Source organism: Streptomyces sp. NPDC006430 (assembly GCF_040612395.1).
Lineage (GTDB): Bacteria > Actinomycetota > Actinomycetes > Streptomycetales > Streptomycetaceae > Streptomyces.
This window is the reverse complement of the sequence record NZ_JBEXQA010000021.1, coordinates 101,285-119,768: the sequence shown is the minus strand read 5'-3', so window position 1 is coordinate 119,768 and position 18,484 is coordinate 101,285. Positions and strand designations below refer to the sequence as shown.

The following is an 18,484-nucleotide window of genomic DNA, read 5'->3' as shown; positions in this document are numbered from 1 at the left end:
CTACGCGCGTGCCTGCGCCGAGCGCGACGAGCAGCCGCCGAGCGAGCGCGACGCCGCCCTGGACCGCCTCCTGGACTTCTACCTCGCCACCGCCTGCGGGGTCTACGCCCTGGAACGCCCGGGCGACCGGCTTCCCGCGCACCTGTCCGCCACCCACTACCCCGGGCTGGTCTTCGCCGAGCCGCGCGATGCCCTGGCCTGGCTCGACCGCGAGGCCGGCCCACTACTCGGATGCGTTCAGCAGGCCATCGGGCGGCCCGGTGCGCTGCGTCGGGCCGTGGACCTGCTGTGGGCGGCCAAGGACCTCGCCGAGTCGGGCGCCGCCTCCAAGCAGTACGAGTCTGCCGCCCTGGCCCTTCGCGACGCCGCCCGCGCCGCGGAGGACCCGCGTGCCGAGGGTCGGGCCCGCACCACCCTCACCAACGTCCACCTGGTCGCCGGCCGGTTCACCGAGGCCGATGACGAAGCCCGCCAGGCCATGGACCTCGCCGACCAGGCCGGAGACCTGCTGCTCAGGTGCTGGGCGCCCAACGACCGCGGGATCATCGCCCTCTACCAGGGCCGCCATCACGACGGCGAGCGGTACTTGCTGGAGGCCATCGCCAACTTCCGGGCCGACGGCAACCACGTCGGCGAGGCCAGCGCCCTGTGCAACCTTTCCCGCATCCACGTCGTCCTGGGCCGCCTCGACAGCGCCATCGAACTCGCCCAGCAGGGCATCGCCGTCTACGACCGGATGGGCCTGACCCTGCGCCTGGCCAACGGCCGCTACGCGCTGGGCATCGCCCTCACCCAGGCGGGCCGCCTCGACGAGGCCGAGGCCCAACTCGTTGAGGCGCTCTCGCTGTTCCACGACAGTCACCAGCCGCTGTGGGAGGGCGTGACCCACTTCCGGCTCGCCGAGGCCCACCTGGCAGCGAACCGACCCGCTCTAGCTGCCACCCACGCCGAACAGGCCCTCGCCCTACGCGGGATCGGCGGCGAGTGGCGCCGGGCCACCGTCCTCGTTGTCCTCGGAAAGGCGCTACGGGCGATGGGCCACACGGACCGGGCGCGCGCCTGCTGGCAGGAGGCGTTGGCCGTCTTCGAGACCATCAGAGCCCCCGAGTCGGAGCCAGTGCGCGAACTCATGGCGGTTGGGGCCGACTCGGTTCTCGAAACCGACGCCGAGGTCGGGTGAACTCCCCGTCCAGTGGTGGACCAACGGGTCAGCGCCGCAAGCGGCGATTCGCCCCGTCAACGGCACGGCCGAGGAGACGGTGTCGACCGCCCCCATTCCTGGCAATGACCAGCACGAGCACACCGGCCAACACCGGCAGAGCCCGGGCACGCTCCGCCGCGCCTCGCCCAGTCCGCACCCCCACAAATCCGATCGACACCCTCATCGTGATGGCGTTGACTGGCCGGCATGCCAGAACTGAGTACCGATCGCCTCCTGCTCCGCCGGTGGCGTGAGTCCGACCTCGAACCGTGGGCGGCGATGAACGCCGATCCCGCAGTCCGAGAACACCTGGGGGAACTGCTGACGCGGGAGCAGAGCGACGCCGTGGTGGCACTCATGCAGGCCGAGTTCGACGAGCGCGGATTCGGGTGGTGGGCGCTCGAAGCAAGGGAGACAGGCGAGTTCATCGGCCGCGCCGGGTTGGACGAGGTGGGCGAGGGCCTGCCGTACACGGGGGTGGACATCGGGTGGCGGTTGGTGCGTTCGGCGTGGGGTCACGGATACGCCACCGAGGCCGCCCTGGCTTGCCTGGCCTTCGGCTTCGAGGTCCTCGGGCTGGCGGAGATCGTTGCGTCGACGACCGTCAACAACCTTCGTTCCCAGGCGGTGATGCGCCGGATCGGCATGACGCGCGACCCGGCCGACGACTTCGAGGATCCGAGCGTGCCCGAAGGGCCGCTTCGCCACTGCGTCCTGTACCGGACCCCCAGACAAGATGCCCACGGGCTACACCACGCGACGCCGGTCCACTCGTCGGTGACGCCGCAGTGACGTTATCCGCCCCGGTGGTAACGCTCTGTCCCGGAGAGACGGTGCTGCGGCGGTTCAGAGGCCGTGCGTCACGCCTCCGCGAGGGCGTCCAGTGGGCTCAGAGCGGCTGCCAGACGGGCGGAAGCGCTGCCGCGGTCCATGACGACGGCACTCGACATGTCGATATCGCGGATGCGTCTCGAGACCGAGATGGCAGAGGTGTTCACGAGGCCCAGGGTGCCGATGCCGAGCAGCCGGGCTCCGCAGATCGCCGAGGGCGTGGCCGACGCGAGTGCCCCAGCGGGGCCACCGCCGTGGCCACGTCGAACCGACGCAGCCCGTAGCGCTCCGAGGGCACGGTGACCCGTACGACAAGCACCGGACCGGTCCAGCGGGGAGACACCGGCTCACGAACCAAGCCATGCACGAGAAGCGGCAGGGGCAAGGGGAAGCGCTGCTCCCTCACCCCTCCGGCAGGGGCGTGTACAACGCGCTACGCCCCTGCTCCCAGGCCCGGCGGATGTGGTGGGCCAGGCGGTCCTCCAGCAGGACGGCCGCAGCGCAGCCGAACGCGACGTCCGCCTCCAGGTCCGGCTCGTCGGCGAGGAGGCCGCCGATGACCTCGCGGCGCACGACCTGTTCGTGGACGGCGTCGGCCTCGACGTGCTCGGCGTAGAAGTGCTCGGCCGCAGGTCCCGCTCCGCAGCGCTGCATGGCCTTGGCCAGCCGCCTGGACCCGGGCGACGAGGTGACCTCGACGCACGCGAAGTGGCCGACGAGCGCGCCGCGCAACGCCCGGTGCAACCCGAAGAGCGACATCAGGTTCACGGTCGCCAGCAGGGGCGCCGGTGCCTGGTCCAGATAGCGGCCGTACGCGGGATCCAGTTCGAGGTCGATCATGAGGTCCGCGAAGAGCCGAGCGTGGATGCGGTCGGCGCGGCCGGCGCCGAACTCGTCGTACTCGATCGCGACCATGGCGGCCTTGGCCCGGTCGGTCAGTCTGGGGATCACCCAGGCGTGCGGATCGGCCTCCTTGAGGTGGTAGAGGGAGCGCAGGGCCGCGTACTCGCGCAGCTGCCACAGCCTGCCCTCGGTCGCGAGGTGGTGGCTGAGGCTACCGGTGAGGTCCACGAGCTCCACCAACAGCGGGGCGAAGGCCTCCTCGACCGATCGGGGAGCGTCGGGCAGCTCGGCGCGCAGGGCGTGCAGGAAGCGGGCTTCCAGGTCTCGGCGCAGCCTCAGCAGGTCGGGGTCCCATTCCCGTTCGTCGTCCACCCCGTCGAAGCCGCGGTAGTGCAGTTCGTACAGGAGGTAGAGGGCGAGCTGGAGGTCCTCTCCCCACGGGTCGGCCTTCAGGACGGGCCCGGGGGCGTACTCCGGCGGGCCGCCCGACCACAGGGCCCGTACCACGGCCCGGGACAGCTCTCCCCGCCCCTCGACCAGTCGGGGGCCGGCAGCGGTCGCCGTCGGGCGGGGGCTGGGAGGGGGCATCACGGACTCCTGTCCTCGGGTGGCGGGGCGGCTCGCTCTCGACGACGGTGGCTGGTGTCGCACCAGGGGTACGTACGGCTGCGGCGGCAGGTGCACACCGCGACCACGAAGCGGTCGGACCGGGCTACCGTGCCGTCGTCCAGGACGATCTCGACCGGGCCCTCGATCAGGACGGGGCCCTGCGCGTCCACGGACACCCGACGAGCGTGCGCCGGTGCGCGAGCCGGGCACGGGGTGCCGTCAGAAGTACTGGGCACGGATGATCACCAGGTCTTCCCGTTCCTCGGCTTCGTCCGCCAGGCCCTGCTGCTGCAGCCAGGCCCGCCGCGAACGCAGGACGGGCCCCCACGGCACGGAGGTCCTCGCGGTCACCTCCGCGGGCAGCCCCGCCGTCGCCAGCCGGTCGACGGTATCCTGCGGCCTGCACATCGCCGACTGCACCATGAGCAGGACGCCGCCGGGACGCAGCAGGGCCGGGGCGCCCGTGCAGATGCGGTCGATGACCACCCGGCCGTCGGGGCCGGCGTCCCAGGCCCGCTCCGGTCCGCGGGACGGAAGGCGGTTCTCCGGGGCGGGGACGTACGGCGGGTTCGCGATGACCACGTCGTAACGGCGCCCCGCGGTGCGTGCCGCGAAGTCGCCGTGCACGATGCGCAGGGGCAACCCGTGACGCAGAGCGTTCAGGCGGGCCGCGACCACAGCGGGCCAAGAGACGTCGACCGCCGTGACCCTGGCGCCCCTCCCCGCGGCGTGCAGGGCCAGCGCTCCGGTTCCCGTACCGATCTCCAGCAGGTCCGTACGGGGCCCGAGGTCCTCGCGGGCGAGCGCCTCGGCGAGCAGACGGGTGTCCGCCTGTGGCCGGTAGACACCGGGCAGGGCGATCAGGCCGGTGGGCAGCGTGGCCGAGGTCAAAGCCGTCCCAGACACCGAGTACCTCCGCGATCGAATGCGGCGTGTGCGAGCAGGCCGCTCCCGTTGACGTCGCGGTGCGCCTGCCCCCGGCAGAGCGCCCCATCCAGAACTCCGGCGGTCTTCAGAGGATCAGACGGAAAACCGGTCCTGGATGCCCAGCAGATCCACGTGGGCACCTGTCGCCACGGTCGGCAGCCGGGGCCGGGGCCGGAGCCGGGGCCGGGGCCGCCACGGCATGCGCCCTGACATGAGTCCTGCTGAACTGGACACCCGCGGGGTATGACACACACCTCGAACGCAGGCCGTGATGACGGACAGGAACCGCTGGACAGCAGCAGGCAACACGGCGCAGGGCCAAAGGAGCAGATCGAGGAGCGGGCTCCCGACGAACCCTCCGAGCTGCCGAGACGGTCGTGGCTGGCCGTGCTGCGCGGAACGGTCAAGGAATTCACGAACGACGAGCTGGCCGACCGCGCTGCGGCCCTGACCTACTACGGGGTCCTGGCGCTCTTCCCCGCCCTCCTGGTCCTCGTGTCACTGCTGGGCATGGCCGGCGAGCCGGTGACCGGGCGGGTGCTGGACAATCTGCAGAAGCTGGCTCCCGGCTCGGCCCGGGGCGTGATCAGCGATGCGATCACGCAGTTGCAGGGTCACAGCGGCGTCGGGTCGCTGATGGCGGTCCTCGGTCTGCTCGTGGCGCTGTGGTCCGCCTCCAGCTACACCGCCGCCTTCATCCGCGCCTCCAACGCCGTCTACGACGTGCCCGAGGGCCGGCCGGTCTGGAAGGTCCTGCCGCTCCGCCTGGCGCTCACCGTGTCACTGATGGTCCTCGCCTGTGCCAGTGCGCTGATCGTCGTCTTCACCGGGGGCCTGGCGCGGCAGGCGGGCGTCGTTCTGGGCATCGGTGACGGTGTGCTGGTGGTGTGGTCGATCGCGAAATGGCCGGTCCTGGTGCTCCTCGTCACGATCATGATCGCGCTCCTCTACTGGGCAGCGCCGAACGCCAAGGGCCGCGGATTCAAGTGGGTGACCCCCGGCAGCTTCCTGGCCCTGGTCATCTGGATGTTCGCCTCGGCCGGTTTCGCGTTCTACGTCGCGAACTTCGCCTCGTACAACAAGACGTACGGCACCGTCGCCGGTGTCATCGTCTTCCTGGTCTGGCTGTGCATCACCAATCTCGCCATCCTCCTCGGACTGGAGTTCGACGCGGAGATGGCGCGTCAGCGTGCGATCGCCGGAGGGCTACCCGAGGACGAAGAGCCCTACGTCCAACCCCGCGACACGCGCGCCTGGAGCGACGAGGAACGCCGGCGCATGGAGTGACCACCGGCTACGGGGCAATGCCGCAGACGGTTCTGTGCCGCGCGGACCATCGGCTGCCCCGCACCTGGCCGTCTGCACCGCCCGTCGGCCTACCGCGCGCACGGGTCATCCGTACGGGGCAACCCGGCGCCGCGAACGCCGAATAATCCCGAGCAGCGGGGTACACGGCTGCGGGGCGGCAGCGGCCGTCCTGCGGACCGTGATGTGGAGGAAGACCCGTGGACGCGATCGTGATGCTCAAGGAAGACCACAAGACGGTGGAGAAGCTGTTCAAGCAGTTCGAGAAGGCCGGCGACAACGCGCACGCCGAGAAGCGGAAGATCGCCGACAAGGTGATCGAGGAACTCACCACCCACACCTGGATCGAGGAGAAGATCTTCTACCCGGCCGCCCGCGAGGCTGCCCCCGACACCAATGATCACGTCCTCGAAAGCGTGGAGGAACACCACATCGTGCTGTGGATGCTCTCCGAGCTCAAGGACCTCGACCCCACCGACGAGCGGTTCGACGCCAAGATGACGGAGGTGACGGGCACGTCAGCCCCGGCGTCCATGGCCCAGGGGGAACGCCGGGGCGGAAGGCACACCGCCGCCCCGCGCCTGGTCGACGATCAGGGGCGGGGTGCAAACCCGGCCCTCGTCATTGCCCCACCCTTCCGTCGGTGGTCTCGCGCAACAGGTCGGCGTGCCCACAGTGACGGGCGTACTCCTCGATCCTGTGCACCATCAGCTCCCGAACCGCGATCCCGTCCTTCCCCACACGCTCGCTCAGGTCCGGGTGCTCGGCCAGCGCGGCGTCGGTCGCGGCCTGCTCGCGCTCCAGATCCACGTACGCAGCATCGACCGCGGCCTGCTCGGCGACGGCTCCGTGGAAGTCCGCGTCACGCTCGCCGTACAACTTCGGCAGCGGGTCGCCGTCGCTGATCCAGTTGCGCCAGTCCCGTTCCACCTCGGCGAGGTGCCGGACCAGGCCGAGCAGTGACATCGTCGACGGGGGAACCGACCGACGGGCCAGCTGCTCCGCATCCAGGCCCTCGCACTTCATCCGCAGGGTCATGCGGTAGCCCGTCAGGAAGTCTTGCAGCGTCGCAAGCTCACCGTCCGGACTGACACCTTCCTTGTTGCGGGGGTCGTCTTCCGGGTCGGCCCACATGTCGGGGTAGACCGTTGCCTGGGTCCATCGTGCGGGTCGCTCGCTCATACGCTGCATGATGATCCGTAACAACCCGAGTCCGCCACTGAGTTCTTCGACCGAGCCGTCGAGCGGATCACTTCAGGGCGAAGGTCGAGTCCCTCGCCCAGGCCCCGGACGGCCGCCCGGCTCGGAGAACCACCGGCGCCACGAAGGTCGGTGGGCTCGGTCGGTCTGCCACGCCAGCCATGTCACCCCCACGGTTGGGACCCTTCCTCCGCACGCGCGACCGTGCCTGCTCTACAGTGATCCGCCGGGTTCGGCGCCGCGGGCCGCGCCGACCGGCACCACGCACACAGCGGATGAGGAGTCACATGCCATCGCCAGGAATGTCCCGACGTCGGCTGATGTTCGCCGGAGCAGGCGTCGCCGCGGCCGCGACTGCGCCCATGGCTGCCGCGGGCACCGCGAGCGCGGAGACCGCGGTGAACCCTGCGAACATCCCCGACGGGGCACCGCTCATCGCGGTGAACAACCCCTCGACCCGGTGGAATCCCGCTCAGCGCGTCAATCAGGACACCTCGACCACGCTGCAGGGCATCGCGTTCGACTCGGTCAACGGGCACCTCTACACCCTGCAGATAGCCGGGGCGAGCCAGGTCGCCTACCTCAAGTCGGGCACCCAGGTCGCCATCACACCGTCCATCAGCGGCAACCAGCACGACCCTTCCGGCGATCTGTGCCTCACCCGGCACGACCTGGACGGCAACGTCTTGGGTTACATGTACCTGCTCGGCTTCGGGCACGGCGTGTCCCTCGGAATCGAGCCGGCCACCGCAAGTGCTCCGGCCTACGTGTGGACCGAGGCGAACGCGGCCAGGAGCGGCTACGGCCAGGAGATCGTACGGTTCCCGTTCACGGACGGGACCGTGCTGTGGACCAGCCACCCCGCCGTACAGAGGCTGGCGTCCCCGGACCCTGCCGCGACCTCGATGACGCCGTACGTGGACGCGGCCCGCGGGATCCTCCTGCTGCGCTACGCGCTCAACGGGGTGCACTGGTTCGCCGCGTACAACCTGGCAGCGGCACGGACGGCATCCGCCGACGGCTCTGCCCTGCCGACGCCACTCGCTCGGATCCAGCAGCCGTTCTTGCCCAAGGCGGACGCCAACGGAGCCCCCACGACCACCGCCGCCACGTTCCAGGGCTTCGCGTCGCACGGCCGTTACGTCTACATGCTGGATGGCGACAGTCGCACCAGCGACCCGTCACAGCCGCTGTCCGGCGTGGACAAGTGGACCGTCCACACGACGTCGATGGACCTCAACGGAGTTCTGAACGACCCAGCCACCGGGTACATCCTGCGCACGCACTCCGAGGCGGACGCGAGCGCCAACCCCCGTGAACCGGAGGGCATGGCCGTGTACACCGGCCCCGAGGGTCTGCGTCTGTGCTTCGGTATCACGAACAACTCCCCCACCGGAACACGCCAGTTCGATCTGTACTACAAGGTCTGACGCCGCCGTCGGACGGATACCGGGGCCGGACAGACGGTGCACGCACATGCTGGTCACCCCGGGCCGGTGTCGGTGTGCAGGGCAAGGAGGGGGCAGGCGGCGACAGCCCGTCGGGCGTGGGTGCGCAGCCGGTCGGGGACGGCCCGGTCCCTGACGATGGGGTATCCCCATTCGTCGAGGTCGATCAACTCGGGGAGCAGTTCGGCGCACAGGCCCCGACCGGTGCAGGCGATGCGGTCGATGCGCAGGGTACGGGTCGAGATACGGGTCATCGCCATGTCTCCGGGGGTGTGGCGGGCGGTACGGGTATCTGAGGCGGCCGGAGGGCCGCCCGGCAGGTGCCGTGGGTGAGGTGCTGGTCCACGTCGTCGGCGAAGACTCGCAGGGCGGAAGCAGCGAGGCGCGCGGCGCCGTCCGGGTGGCGGCAGGCGCCCCGGTCCGGCAGCAGACCGGTCCGATGGTGCAGCCGGGACAGCAGGTGCGCATCGGCCCGTCCGGCGGCCAGCGCGGCGAAGTCCTCGGCCACGGCGGGCAGCCCGAGGTGACAGGGGCCGCACTGGCGGGCGCTGTGGGCGGCCAGGTAGGCGAGGATCCGGGCCGTTTCGGTCAACCCGCAGGCCGAGTGGCGAAGCGCGATGAGCACTCCCGCACCGGGTGCGGCTCCCAACGGGGCCAGGTCGCGCCGGGTGAGGGGTGTGTGCAGGTGTTCCACCGGGAGCCAGGTGCCGGCGAATCCGCCGAGCAGGACAGCCCGTAGGGGTTCCGTGGGACCTCCGGCCCGGTCGAGGATCGTGGCGAGGGGCGTACCGAGCGCGACCTCGCGCACGCCCGGAGCGGCAACGGTCCCGGAGACGGTGACGAGCGTGGTGCCGGGCTCGTCCGGTGTGCCCTCCTGCCGGAACCGGTCGGGGCCGTAGCGGGCGATGAGGGCGAGGTGGGCGAGGGTTTCAGCGTTGTGGACGAGGGTGGGGCGACGGGCGACACCCTGTTCATGGGTGCGCGGCGGGCTGCCCTGAGGGCGGGCCGGCCCCCCGTTGAGCCAGCGCACCAAGGAGGTCGACTCGCTGGAGACGTAGGTGTGCGGAAGGGCGTGCAGGTGCAGCCGTACGGGATCGAGGCGGGCCCGTCGGCGCTCCTCCAGCACGGCGCCGAGCTGCCCGTGCTGGGCCGAACGGGTGCGGGGCAGGCACACGTGGACGGTATCGGCGCCGACCGCCGTCGCGGCCAGGACCGCGCCGTCGAGGACAAGGTGGGGGGCGACGTCGAGCAGGAGCTGGTCCTTTCGACTGGCGGGTTCGCTCTCCATGGCGTTGACGACGACAACGGCGCGGCCACGACGTCCCGCGACGGCACGCAGTTTCCGGGCGGTGGGGAACCCGGCGCCGCCGCGTCCGGTGAGTCCGGCCGCCTCGACGGCTTCCACCAGCGGCGTCGACGGACGGCCGGCGTGGGCCGTGACGGAGGGGGGAGGTCCGTAGCGCCCCAGGTGGTCGGTCAAAGCGGCCGGTCGCCCGGTGTCGTACCAGCCCGCCAGCAGCCGGGCAGCGGTAGGGGCGTCCGGCTCCGGCGCGAGGTGGTGGGGCGCGAAGGGCGCCGCGGCCGAGGAGTTCACCGTCCACCCCCGAGCAGGACCGTCGTCGTGGCGGCGCGCTGGGCCCAGCCGGGCTGGAGCGGCCCGGTGGCCAGGAACGCGGTCAGCACCACCGGTACGGCCACGGCGGCCACGGCAGCCACCAGGCGCCCGGTGACCCGTCCCGGACCGGCCTTCGCAAGTCGCCACCACACGGCACCGACCACCAGGGCCAGGCATCCGGCGTACAGCCACAGCTGGAGGGGGACCCGGGTGTCGGTGCCGGTCCCGGCGCCGTGGAAGAGGGCGAGCGGCCACGCTGCGTAAGCCAGCCAGTGCACTGCCTTCCAGCGCCGCACGCCCATCCGGAGCCGCAGTGCGCTGGTGATCAGCACCGCGAGCAGCAGGTCGAGCGCGGCCGTGCCCAGCCCGAGCCAGAGCGGCCGGTAGGCCGCGCCGAACGGCACCACGGACACCGCCCACCCCAGGTGCACGAACGGATCGAGCACTGCGGTCACCACGTGCACGGCGAGGAACACCAGGGTGAGCAGGGACAGGTTGCGGTGCAGCACGCCGAGCTCGAACCGGCCTATGCGGCGAGGCGCGGCCCGCCCGCCGGAGGTGATCCCGAGCACCACGGTGGCGGTGAGCAGGACCAGGGCGAGAGTGCCGCTAGCGCGGCTGGCGTACCACAAGGGGCTGCCGGTCAGGGCCAGGGTCGTCATCGCAGGTCTCCGCAGGTGGGAGGGTGGAAGTCGGGCGGCCAGCCACCGAGGCGTACGACGTGACCGTCGAGGGCGACCAGCCGCGCGGGGAGGGCGGTGTGGCGCAGCCAGTCCACGGCCCGGTCGCCCAGCACGATCGCCGCCGTGCTGGCGGTGTTGGCGTCCACGCAGGTGGCGGCCGCGACGGTGACGGTCCGCCACGGCGGTGTGGCGGGTTCGCCGGTGGCCGGGTCGACGATGTGGTGCAGGATCCGTCCGTCGCGCCGCCAGGTGCGCACCCGGATGCCGGAGGTCGCGAGCGCTCCGCCGGTCACGGCGACGGCGGGGCCCTGCTGCGTGGCGGGCTGTGCGTGGTCGTCAGCGAGCGCGATGCGCCAGCCGCCCTCCGGCGTCGGCCCGGCCGTCGCCAGGTCGCCGCCGAGGCTGACCAGGGCTCCGCAGCCGGTGGCTGCAGCGGCCCGCTGGGCGGCGCGGTCGGCGGTGAGGGCCTTGGCGGTGGCGCCCAGGTCGAGGCAGGTGTGCGGGGGAAGGCGCAGTCGGCGGGTGCGCGGGTCGAAGTCGATCCGTTGCCAGCCGGGCGCGGGGCGGGCTACGGGCAGGGGGCGGGCGTCGTCGGGACGCAGGGAGGCGAAGGTGCGGTCGTAGCCGAGCGCGATCACCGCGCTGCCCACGGTCGGGTCCACGGCGCCGTCGGTGAGCCGGGCGGCACGCATCGCTGCCTGGAGTGCTTCGGCGAAGTATTCGCTGACGGTCGTGGAGGTGCCGGCAGCCAGGTTGACGCGGGTGAGTTCGGAGTCCGGCCGGAAACGGCTGCACGTGAGGTCGACCGCGGCCAACTCTGCGCGCAGGGCCGCTGCGGCGGCGGGCAGGGCGCTCGGGTCGGTGACGAGCAGGGCGGCCGTGGTGCCGAGGGCCGGGAAGACGACCTGGGCCGGTGCCGGGGTGCGCGTGGTCATGACGCCCCCGTCGTGGTGTGCGGCTGTCCCTGCGTGGCGGCGGGCGGCTGGGCCGGAGGCTGCGGCGCGGGCGGCTGCGGCGCCGGTTGCGCGGCGGGGGTCGCGCCCTTGTCGTCGTCCTGGCTGCTCCCCGCCTCGTCGTGTTCCTCGCCGTCCTCTGCTGCGGTGGTGGCGGTGGATGCCGCGGGGTTCTGCACGGGTGGGCTCACCGGCGTGGGGGCGGCCGTGCCGCCCGGCAGCAGGTGGGTGTAGAAGCTGGCCAGGGCTGCCGCGCCGGCCACGGCGGTGACAGCGATCCACCGGGTGATGCGGCGGCTGCGTCGTAGGCCGCGGTCACGCGCGTACGGGGAACCGGCCGGGGCGGATGTCTGGTGGAAGTCGTCGGGCGAGGGAGCCATGGCAGCGCTCCTGGTGTATCGGCGGCCCGGAATGGCTGCGTGCACCTCCAGGCTCTGCTCATGGCACTCAGGAACTCGCTCACGTCGTCTTCAGATCCGGTAAAGATCTCGGCGCGGCACCCCGCTCGTGCCCGCGCTCCGGCCACAGTGGCAGGTCCAGTACGACGGTCAGCCCGCCACCCGGGGTGTCCTCCAGCTCCGCGGTACCACCGTTGACGGTGACCAGCCGGTGGACGATGGCCAGCCCCAGGCCGCTCCCCCTGGCCTCCGGATTCCCGAACCGGCGGAATGCGACCGCCTTCGCCTCGACCGTCATCCCGGGACCGTCGTCCCGCACGAGCACCCGGGCCGATCCGCCCACCGCGCTGTGGTCGAGGGTGACGCTCCCGCCGCCGGGCACGGCATCCACGGCGTCCACGGCGTTGGCGATCAGGTTGTCGAGGATCTGCTCCAGGTGGCCCGCGCCCAGCGCGGCTGTCAGAGCGGGTCCCTCGGACCGGGCGGTCAGCCGGACTCCGCGCTCCTCGGCAACGGGCGACCAGGCGGCCACCCGTTCGCTCACCACCTGGTCGACCCGCACGGCGGTCGGGCGGGGTGTCGCCTGTTCGGCGCGCGCGACTGCGAGCAGTCCGTCGACCAGCCGGGAGAGCCGGGCGATCTCCCCCTGGGCGGCGGCCAGCTCCGCAGCGGTATCGCCCTCGGCGCCGGCGGCGAGGAGGTCGAGCCGCAGCCGCAGCGCGGTCAGCGGGGTGCGCAGCTGATGGGACACGTCGGCGATCACGGCCCGGTGGCCGTGCACCAGGGTTTCCGTGCGGGCCGCCATGGTGTTGAAGGTGGCGGCCAGACGGCGTACTTCCGGCGGTCCGGCGCCGACGTCGGCCCGTTCGTCGAGCGCGCCCTCGCCCAGCCGTCGGGCGCTGGCGTCCAGCGTCGACAAGGGGCGGCTGACCCAGCGGGCGAGGCGGACGGACAGCAGCACGGAGGCGCCCAGCCCTGCGAAGCCGATCGCCGCGGACCAGCCCCAGATCGCGGCGATGCGGGCGTCGAGCGGGTCTGCGGAGCGGGCCAGGACGACCGCGCCGGCCGGCTGCCGTACCTCGCCGGCCGGTTCCGCGGCCAGCAGGCGGCCCTCGTTCTCCGGTGGCTCCGGCTCGTGCCCGGCCAGTACCTCCTCCACCAGTTCCTCCGCCTCCGCCCCCTGGGCCGCCGTGCAGGGCGTACTGGCCACCAGGCGCGCGGAGGCGTCGTACACGGCGGCGCAGTCCCCCGCCCGGGCCGCGGTGTCCAGCTCCTGCCGCATGGTCGTTGCCGGCTTGTGGTCGGAGAGGTGTTCCTCGGCCGCCGCGGCGATCACCCGGGTGGTTGCCCGCTGGCTGTCGCGGTACGCGACCCGCTCGCGCGCCGTCAGCGACACCGCCAGCGGTACCACCGCCAGCGCCAACAGCACGGAGGTGAGGACCAGCAGCGTCCAGGCGATCCGGCGGGTCACGACTCCTCCTGGGACTCCTGGGACTCGTGGGACTCCTGGAGCGCCCCGAGCCGAAAGCCGTGCCCGTAGACCGTCTCCACCAGGCCCGGCACGCCGAGCTTGCGGCGCAGCGCCGCGACATGCACGTCCAGCACCTTCGTGGGCCCGTACCAGTGCGAGTCCCACGCCCGCTCCAGGATCTGCTGGCGGCTCACCACCCGGCCCGGGTCGGCGGCCAGGCACTCCAGGATGCCGAACTCCTTCGGCGTCAGCGCCACCGTACGTCCGTCGACCGAGACCTGCCGGGTGCGCAGGTCGAGCGCCAGCGGCCCGTGGAGCAGGATTTCCGTGTCCGCGGGGCGCCGGCGGCGCAGCACCGCCCGTATCCGCGCCAGCAGCTCGGCCAGCCCGAACGGCTTGACCAGATAGTCGTCGGCGCCCTCGTCCAGGGCCACCACCCGGTCCGCCTCCTCACCCCGGGCGGTCACGGCGATGATCGCCGCATCGGACCGGGCCCGCAGCCTCCGACACACCTCCACCCCGTCGATGTCCGGCAGCCCCAGATCCAGCAGCACGACATCGGGCGAGGGCGCCGTCAGCGCCTCCCGCCCGGTCCGCACGCCCTCGACCGCATAGCCTGCCTGCCGCAGCCCACGCACCAGGGACTCCGCGATGCCGCGGTCGTCTTCCACGACCAGGACCCGCGCCTCTTCGGCTGCGCCCGTGGGCTGGGCGTTCATGCCCGCTCCCGCCTCCCGGACGATGGGATCGACTGCGTCGGTTCACCTCCCAGCCTGCGTCCTCGTCCGCCCCCGGCGGCAGGGGCCGTTCGTCCCCTTCCGACACTGAGCCACGGCGAGGGGCGAGGCCCCGCAGGCCGTGGCTGCCCGTCAGCTGGGGGTGGCGTTCTGTGTCGCGGGGGGGGCCGGTCCGTGTTCGGTCAGGACGTCGGTGGAGCGTTCCGGGAGGACGCCGACGGCGGTCGCATGGTGCCGTCGATTGAGCGGGGTTCAGCGTGGCCGCAGCCCGTCGAAGACCACCTCGAAGATCCGCTCCCGGGGCGCCGGATCCGCTCCGAGCTGTTCCATCGCCCTGCCGGTACCGGTCAGGAGGGCGATGAACTCCGGCAGGCCCAGCTCCGGGCGGACCGCCCCGGCCCGCTGCGCCCCGGCCAGCAGATCGGCCAGCCGGGCCTGGATCTCCATGGTCGGCTCGTGCAGGGACGCATGCACGTCCACCCCGGCCGCAGCGAGAGCCTGGGCGAACTCGCTTTTCCCCTCGGACTGTTCCACCACCAGGCGGAAGCAAGCGAAGAAGGCTTCGGCGGGCCCGGCCTCGGCGGCCAGCTGTGCGGTCTGGGCTGCCATCTCCTCCAGTCTGCGCACCATCACCGCCTCCAGCAGTGCCTCCTTGGTCGGGAAGTGCCGGAAGAGCGTGCCGACTCCGACCCCGGCGGTTCGGGCGATCTCCTCGGTCGGAACGCTGACGCCGCGAGTGGTGAACACCTCCGTGGCGACATCCAGCAGCCTGGCCCGGTTGCGGGCCGCGTCAGCCCGCAGCGGACGTTCCTGAGTGCCACCCATCCCTCTCCCACCCTTCGCCGTCGACGGCAGAACCGCTCTGGACAACCGGACTCTCCAGTCCGTATCGTGAAAACGGAGTTTCCAGTCCGATTCTAGCCGTGGATCCCACAGGAGGTTCGGCATGCCTGAAACGCTGTCACCGCGCGAGGTCTTCCAGAAGCTGATCGAGGGCATCGGCGCGGGACGGTTCACGGAACTGGCCGAGCTCTACACCGAGGACGCCGTAGTGGAGACCGTCTTCGAGCCGGTCGGTCCGCGGCGGATCGAGGGGCGGGCCGCACTCAGGGAGCGGTTCGCTCAAGTCTCCGAACGTTCGCCCGTGGAGCTGACCCCGGCGAACGTGGTCGTCCGGGAAACCGACGACCCGGAGGTGGTCGTTGCCGAGTTCGACTACCAGGTGCACCACCGGTTGACCGGGCGGACTTTCGAGGCCGCCAACATCCAGGTGCTGCGGGTCCGCGACGGCCTGATCGTGAGCAGTCGGGACTACCATGACCACCTTGCCCTCATCATGGCCGGCGGCGGCCTGCCTCAGCTGGTGGCGGCACTGGAAGGCAAGTAGCGACCGATGCAAGCGGGCACACCGCAACCAGTGGGCCTCACCCGGGAAACCAAGGAGGGCTTGCAGCACGGCGGGGATATCGCGACCCCCGGTCGGGATCAGCTTCGACGTAGCCGGGCGACATCCGATCTGCCTTCAAACGAGGCCGACTTCGACAAGACCAAGACGGTTCGCACAACCGCCACGCCACGGGAGCGGGCGACGGCGTCCCACCCCGGCGCGGAACCGCCGCCCACCTTCCTCTCCCAGCCCTTGCTTCACCTATCGAATCTCGATAGTTTCCCATCGCAACTCGATGGAAGGAGGGGCCGTGGGAAAGCTGACAGTGGGTGCGCTGCGCGCCGTGCTCGTGGTGGTGCTCGCCGGCACCGTGTTCGTGCAGGCATTGATGGTGTGGGCGTTGGCCACCGACCCGGAGGACGGCTCGCTCCCGCTGACCCCACTGCGCGTGATCACGATCCTGGGCATGGTGTCGGTCCAGGTCGCCCTGGTCTGCGTATGGCGGCTGGTGACGATGGTGCGACGCGGAACCGTGTTCTCCCACGCCGCCTTCCGGTACGTGGACGGCGTGATCGGCGCGATCGTGGCTGCTGCCCTCATCTGGTTCGCGGTCACGGCCATCAATGCGCCGGGCCAGCGGGACGACCCGGGCGTCACCGTCATCATGGGCGGGGTGGGCTTGGCCATCCTGGGGGTCGCGCTCATCGTGCTCGTGCTGCGGATGCTGCTCGCCCAGGCCGTCGCGCGTGACGTCGAAGCAGCGCACATGCAGGCTGAGTTGGACGAGGTGATCTGATGCCGATCGCCGTTGACATCGAGGTGATGCTGGCCAAGCGGAAGATGTCCGTGGGCGAGCTCGCAGACCGCGTAGGGATCACTCGTGGAGACCGTAACGGCCTCGTCGTACTCCGGCAGGCCGTGGCCTCCTACGACCACTCAGGCGACGGTGACCTCCACCGGAAAGGCCGAGTCCGGGCCGAGCTCGCCCAGAGCCGCGAAGACCGGGGCCTCGTCGAACAGCGACCAGCACCGTCCGGCCGCGTCCGCGAACTGAACCTCCACCACCCCGGGCCACGGCTCATCGTCCACCCAGCGGACCGCTTCACACCGCAGCTCAACCACGAACGCGCCGACGTTGTCCTACAGCAGCGATCGAGTCGCGTTTCCCAATCAGCGGTCGAGTCGTCGCGGGGCTCCGGGCAGCCAAGTCACACAAGCCATCAAGAGGCTCAGCCCTTAGGTAGCGGGCCCCGTTCGCGGAGCAATCAGGGTTGCACCGTGGGGCTGAGCAGCGCCGCGAACGGCTCCCGTACCGTCCCGGTGAACACCGTAAGCAGACCGTAGCTTTCGGAGATTTCATCCCATTCGAGCGCGCTCATCCCACGCCCCTCTTCACCCTTCAATGTAATTATCGCAGTTATGTCAGCGTATTCGTCATACTTCACATTGGATGACTTGTGAGCCACCCGCCAAAGAGTGACGTACCGAGGGCGGCGGGTCACATTGAGGATCTCAGTACTGTAATATAGTCGGGCATGAAATCTAATGTACTCATCCCCCGCCTGCGCCACCCACTCGGGAGCATTTTCCGCATGGGAGAGATCCTCTGACCATGATGCAGTCGCCGAGCTTGCGTAATCGCCGCTGACCGTCGCTCGATCCTTCCGCATGACCACAGCCCGAGCAGAACCGTCGATCGAATCGAATTTGGATGCTGCGGAGATAACGACGATCTTATCCTCGGTGAAATCGTCACCCGGCTCCAAGAAGGTACCACCTTCGTCGGCCATGATCGTACCGGAACTGATCAACTCACGCCCCAGCACCTCGTTATTGCGTTGCACATCTCCACCAGTCTGAAGATCACGCTTCCAATCCTTCATCCCCCTGGCCTTCTCGGTGAAATCAGCCGAGCGCCCGTAGACCTCATAAAGGCTACCCAGAATATAGAATGACACCTTTCCATTGTTCTTGAGCGTCACGGCCATCGGAAGATAAACGACCGTACGCTCGGCATTGAGTCGCGGTTTTCCAAACTTGACCACCATGCCCATTGTAACGGGATTGGCGTACGGTATGTACACCTGCGAGTAAATCAAGTTGGCAATGGCAATGAGCGCCGTCACCGCTGCACCGATCGCCACTCTCTTCGGATGCGGCGATTGTCTCCACACCTGTTGGGGATTGACCTTCCAGAGCGCCCAGAAAGACCAAACCAGGACAGTGGGCCAGATCCAAGCGTAAGGAGTGTATTCTCTGGCGTCGATCTGCATGAAGAGCAGCAGAGTATTCACGCCCAGTGCGATCGCGACGCCTATGAGCACCGCCGCTCCAGAGAAAACCCAGCGCCTCTTCCCCCAGTAGTCGAGAACAGCAATCGCCGCGATCAGCTCCACGGCACTCGCGAAGAGGAACGTGGCGCCCGCCACGCGTCCCCCGTACGTCAGGGCCTCCGAGATGTCTGTTTTCCCTATTCTGCCGAGTACGGCTGCCGTGACGAGCAGCCCTGCAGCCATGAGGACGGATGTTGCTCGCCGCTCCCAAGGACGGGCCGGCCACGTCTCGAATCCGCCGCCACGCCAATGGACGTGCGCACTGTCCTTCAGGTCCAGGTCGTCCGGGATTCCGGCACTGCGCAACAGACGGCGTAGGTCTTGCAGGGACCAGGCCCGGCCCACGATCTCACCGCGCACACGGACGACCCGCAATCCACGACTGTCCGGCGGCTCCACCACTATCAGCGGCTGGCTGTTCATGACACCAGGCTGATCCGGAAGGAGTCGCGAACGCCATGCGGGGCGCCCCGGGTGTACTGCGTGCTGCGCTGGAGCGACCAGGTCAACACACACGACTCGGACCAGCTGAGCGCTACGCCG

The 18,484-nt window shown here is 70.6% G+C and carries 21 protein-coding genes and 2 pseudogenes; 8 read left to right on the top strand and 15 right to left on the bottom strand.

Translation table 11 applies throughout. The annotated features are described in order from the left end of the window. Together ABZZ20_RS26015 and ABZZ20_RS26010 are read left to right on the top strand one after the other, a co-directional pair. Window positions 1–1,180, top strand: a 1,180-nt coding sequence (locus ABZZ20_RS26015; protein ID WP_356873499.1) for a tetratricopeptide repeat protein, incomplete at its 5' end; no start/stop codon positions are given. Between the two features lie 228 nt (window positions 1,181–1,408). Continuing rightward, the gene (locus ABZZ20_RS26010) at window positions 1,409–1,993 is read left to right on the top strand and encodes a GNAT family N-acetyltransferase (RefSeq protein ID WP_356873497.1); all 585 of its coding nucleotides are present in this window, start codon (window positions 1,409–1,411) and stop codon (window positions 1,991–1,993) included. Window positions 1,994–2,061: 68 nt separating this feature from the next. Here the strand turns inward: ABZZ20_RS26010 and ABZZ20_RS26005 are convergent, their stop codons facing one another. The 4 genes from ABZZ20_RS26005 to ABZZ20_RS25990 all read right to left on the bottom strand — a co-directional run bounded on the left by ABZZ20_RS26005 (window position 2,062) and on the right by ABZZ20_RS25990 (window position 4,375). Then, the gene (locus ABZZ20_RS26005; protein WP_356873495.1) at window positions 2,062–2,199 is read right to left on the bottom strand and encodes a hypothetical protein; all 138 of its coding nucleotides are present in this window, start codon (window positions 2,197–2,199) and stop codon (window positions 2,062–2,064) included. Window positions 2,200–2,434: 235 nt separating this feature from the next. Beyond that, the gene (locus ABZZ20_RS26000) at window positions 2,435–3,463 is read right to left on the bottom strand and encodes an iron-containing redox enzyme family protein (RefSeq protein ID WP_356873493.1); all 1,029 of its coding nucleotides are present in this window, start codon (window positions 3,461–3,463) and stop codon (window positions 2,435–2,437) included. After that, window positions 3,463–3,660, bottom strand: coding sequence for a CDGSH iron-sulfur domain-containing protein (locus tag ABZZ20_RS25995; RefSeq protein ID WP_356873491.1), 198 nt, complete (start codon window positions 3,658–3,660; stop codon window positions 3,463–3,465). Before ABZZ20_RS25995 ends, ABZZ20_RS26000 begins: the two co-directional genes overlap by 1 nt. Window positions 3,661–3,703: 43 nt before the next feature. Beyond that, the gene (locus tag ABZZ20_RS25990; protein ID WP_356873509.1) at window positions 3,704–4,375 is read right to left on the bottom strand and encodes a HemK2/MTQ2 family protein methyltransferase; all 672 of its coding nucleotides are present in this window, start codon (window positions 4,373–4,375) and stop codon (window positions 3,704–3,706) included. A gap of 279 nt (window positions 4,376–4,654) precedes the next feature. On the opposite strand from ABZZ20_RS25990, the gene ABZZ20_RS25985 reads away from it, so the two are divergent. Together ABZZ20_RS25985 and ABZZ20_RS25980 are read left to right on the top strand one after the other, a co-directional pair. Beyond that, complete coding sequence (locus ABZZ20_RS25985; RefSeq protein ID WP_356873489.1) at window positions 4,655–5,698, top strand: YihY/virulence factor BrkB family protein; 1,044 nt, start codon at window positions 4,655–4,657, stop codon at window positions 5,696–5,698. A 218-nt stretch (window positions 5,699–5,916) separates the two neighbouring features. Further along, window positions 5,917–6,219, top strand: a pseudogene (locus ABZZ20_RS25980) (hemerythrin domain-containing protein); the annotation flags it as partial. A gap of 118 nt (window positions 6,220–6,337) precedes the next feature. Here the strand turns inward: ABZZ20_RS25980 and ABZZ20_RS25975 are convergent. Next, complete coding sequence (locus tag ABZZ20_RS25975) at window positions 6,338–6,898, bottom strand: DinB family protein (RefSeq protein ID WP_356873487.1); 561 nt, start codon at window positions 6,896–6,898, stop codon at window positions 6,338–6,340. Window positions 6,899–7,218: 320 nt separating this feature from the next. On the opposite strand from ABZZ20_RS25975, the gene ABZZ20_RS25970 reads away from it, so the two are divergent. Continuing rightward, window positions 7,219–8,346 (top strand): hypothetical protein, encoded by a 1,128-nt coding sequence (locus ABZZ20_RS25970; protein WP_356873485.1) that lies wholly within the window; start codon window positions 7,219–7,221, stop codon window positions 8,344–8,346. Window positions 8,347–8,399: 53 nt separating this feature from the next. Here the strand turns inward: ABZZ20_RS25970 and ABZZ20_RS25965 are convergent, their stop codons facing one another. The 8 genes from ABZZ20_RS25965 to ABZZ20_RS25930 form a co-directional block, all read right to left on the bottom strand. Next, window positions 8,400–8,618 (bottom strand): ferredoxin, encoded by a 219-nt coding sequence (locus tag ABZZ20_RS25965; protein WP_356873483.1) that lies wholly within the window; start codon window positions 8,616–8,618, stop codon window positions 8,400–8,402. After that, window positions 8,615–9,958, bottom strand: a complete 1,344-nt coding sequence (locus ABZZ20_RS25960; RefSeq protein WP_356873481.1) for an NADH-ubiquinone oxidoreductase-F iron-sulfur binding region domain-containing protein — start codon at window positions 9,956–9,958, stop codon at window positions 8,615–8,617. Before ABZZ20_RS25960 ends, ABZZ20_RS25965 begins: the two co-directional genes overlap by 4 nt. After that, window positions 9,955–10,641: a ferric reductase-like transmembrane domain-containing protein gene (locus tag ABZZ20_RS25955; protein ID WP_356873479.1), complete on the bottom strand. Its 687-nt coding sequence runs from the start codon at window positions 10,639–10,641 to the stop codon at window positions 9,955–9,957. Before ABZZ20_RS25955 ends, ABZZ20_RS25960 begins: the two co-directional genes overlap by 4 nt. Further along, on the bottom strand, window positions 10,638–11,597 hold the full coding sequence (locus ABZZ20_RS25950; protein WP_356873477.1) for an FAD:protein FMN transferase: 960 nt from the start codon (window positions 11,595–11,597) through the stop codon (window positions 10,638–10,640). The genes ABZZ20_RS25955 and ABZZ20_RS25950 overlap by 4 nt, the downstream gene beginning before the upstream one ends. Further along, entirely contained in the window at window positions 11,594–11,995 is a 402-nt protein-coding gene (locus ABZZ20_RS25945) for a hypothetical protein (RefSeq protein WP_356873475.1), read from the bottom strand. Before ABZZ20_RS25945 ends, ABZZ20_RS25950 begins: the two co-directional genes overlap by 4 nt. Before the next feature lie 79 nt (window positions 11,996–12,074). Continuing rightward, window positions 12,075–13,484 carry a HAMP domain-containing sensor histidine kinase gene (locus tag ABZZ20_RS25940; protein WP_356873473.1) on the bottom strand — a complete coding sequence of 470 codons (1,410 nt, stop codon included), beginning with the start codon at window positions 13,482–13,484 and terminating at the stop codon, window positions 12,075–12,077. Next, window positions 13,481–14,203 carry a response regulator transcription factor gene (locus ABZZ20_RS25935; protein WP_356873471.1) on the bottom strand — a complete coding sequence of 241 codons (723 nt, stop codon included), beginning with the start codon at window positions 14,201–14,203 and terminating at the stop codon, window positions 13,481–13,483. Before ABZZ20_RS25935 ends, ABZZ20_RS25940 begins: the two co-directional genes overlap by 4 nt. 270 nt (window positions 14,204–14,473) lie before the next feature. Then, on the bottom strand, window positions 14,474–15,046 hold the full coding sequence (locus ABZZ20_RS25930; protein WP_356873469.1) for a helix-turn-helix domain-containing protein: 573 nt from the start codon (window positions 15,044–15,046) through the stop codon (window positions 14,474–14,476). Between the two features lie 121 nt (window positions 15,047–15,167). Between ABZZ20_RS25930 and ABZZ20_RS25925 the strand changes: the two genes are divergently transcribed. From ABZZ20_RS25925 to ABZZ20_RS25915, 3 genes and pseudogenes are all read left to right on the top strand, one after another. Beyond that, entirely contained in the window at window positions 15,168–15,608 is a 441-nt protein-coding gene (locus ABZZ20_RS25925) for a nuclear transport factor 2 family protein (protein ID WP_356873466.1), read from the top strand. A gap of 310 nt (window positions 15,609–15,918) precedes the next feature. Beyond that, window positions 15,919–16,404 (top strand): DUF2975 domain-containing protein, encoded by a 486-nt coding sequence (locus ABZZ20_RS25920; RefSeq protein ID WP_356873464.1) that lies wholly within the window; start codon window positions 15,919–15,921, stop codon window positions 16,402–16,404. Continuing rightward, window positions 16,404–16,487: pseudogene (locus ABZZ20_RS25915) on the top strand (transcriptional regulator); the annotation flags it as partial. The gene ABZZ20_RS25920 and the pseudogene ABZZ20_RS25915, both read left to right, overlap by 1 nt. Before the next feature lie 57 nt (window positions 16,488–16,544). Here the strand turns inward: ABZZ20_RS25915 and ABZZ20_RS25910 are convergent. Beyond that, the gene (locus ABZZ20_RS25910) at window positions 16,545–16,697 is read right to left on the bottom strand and encodes a hypothetical protein (protein WP_356873511.1); all 153 of its coding nucleotides are present in this window, start codon (window positions 16,695–16,697) and stop codon (window positions 16,545–16,547) included. 176 nt (window positions 16,698–16,873) lie between these two features. Further along, window positions 16,874–18,364: a hypothetical protein gene (locus ABZZ20_RS25905; RefSeq protein ID WP_356873462.1), complete on the bottom strand. Its 1,491-nt coding sequence runs from the start codon at window positions 18,362–18,364 to the stop codon at window positions 16,874–16,876. Window positions 18,365–18,484 lie beyond the last annotated feature (120 nt).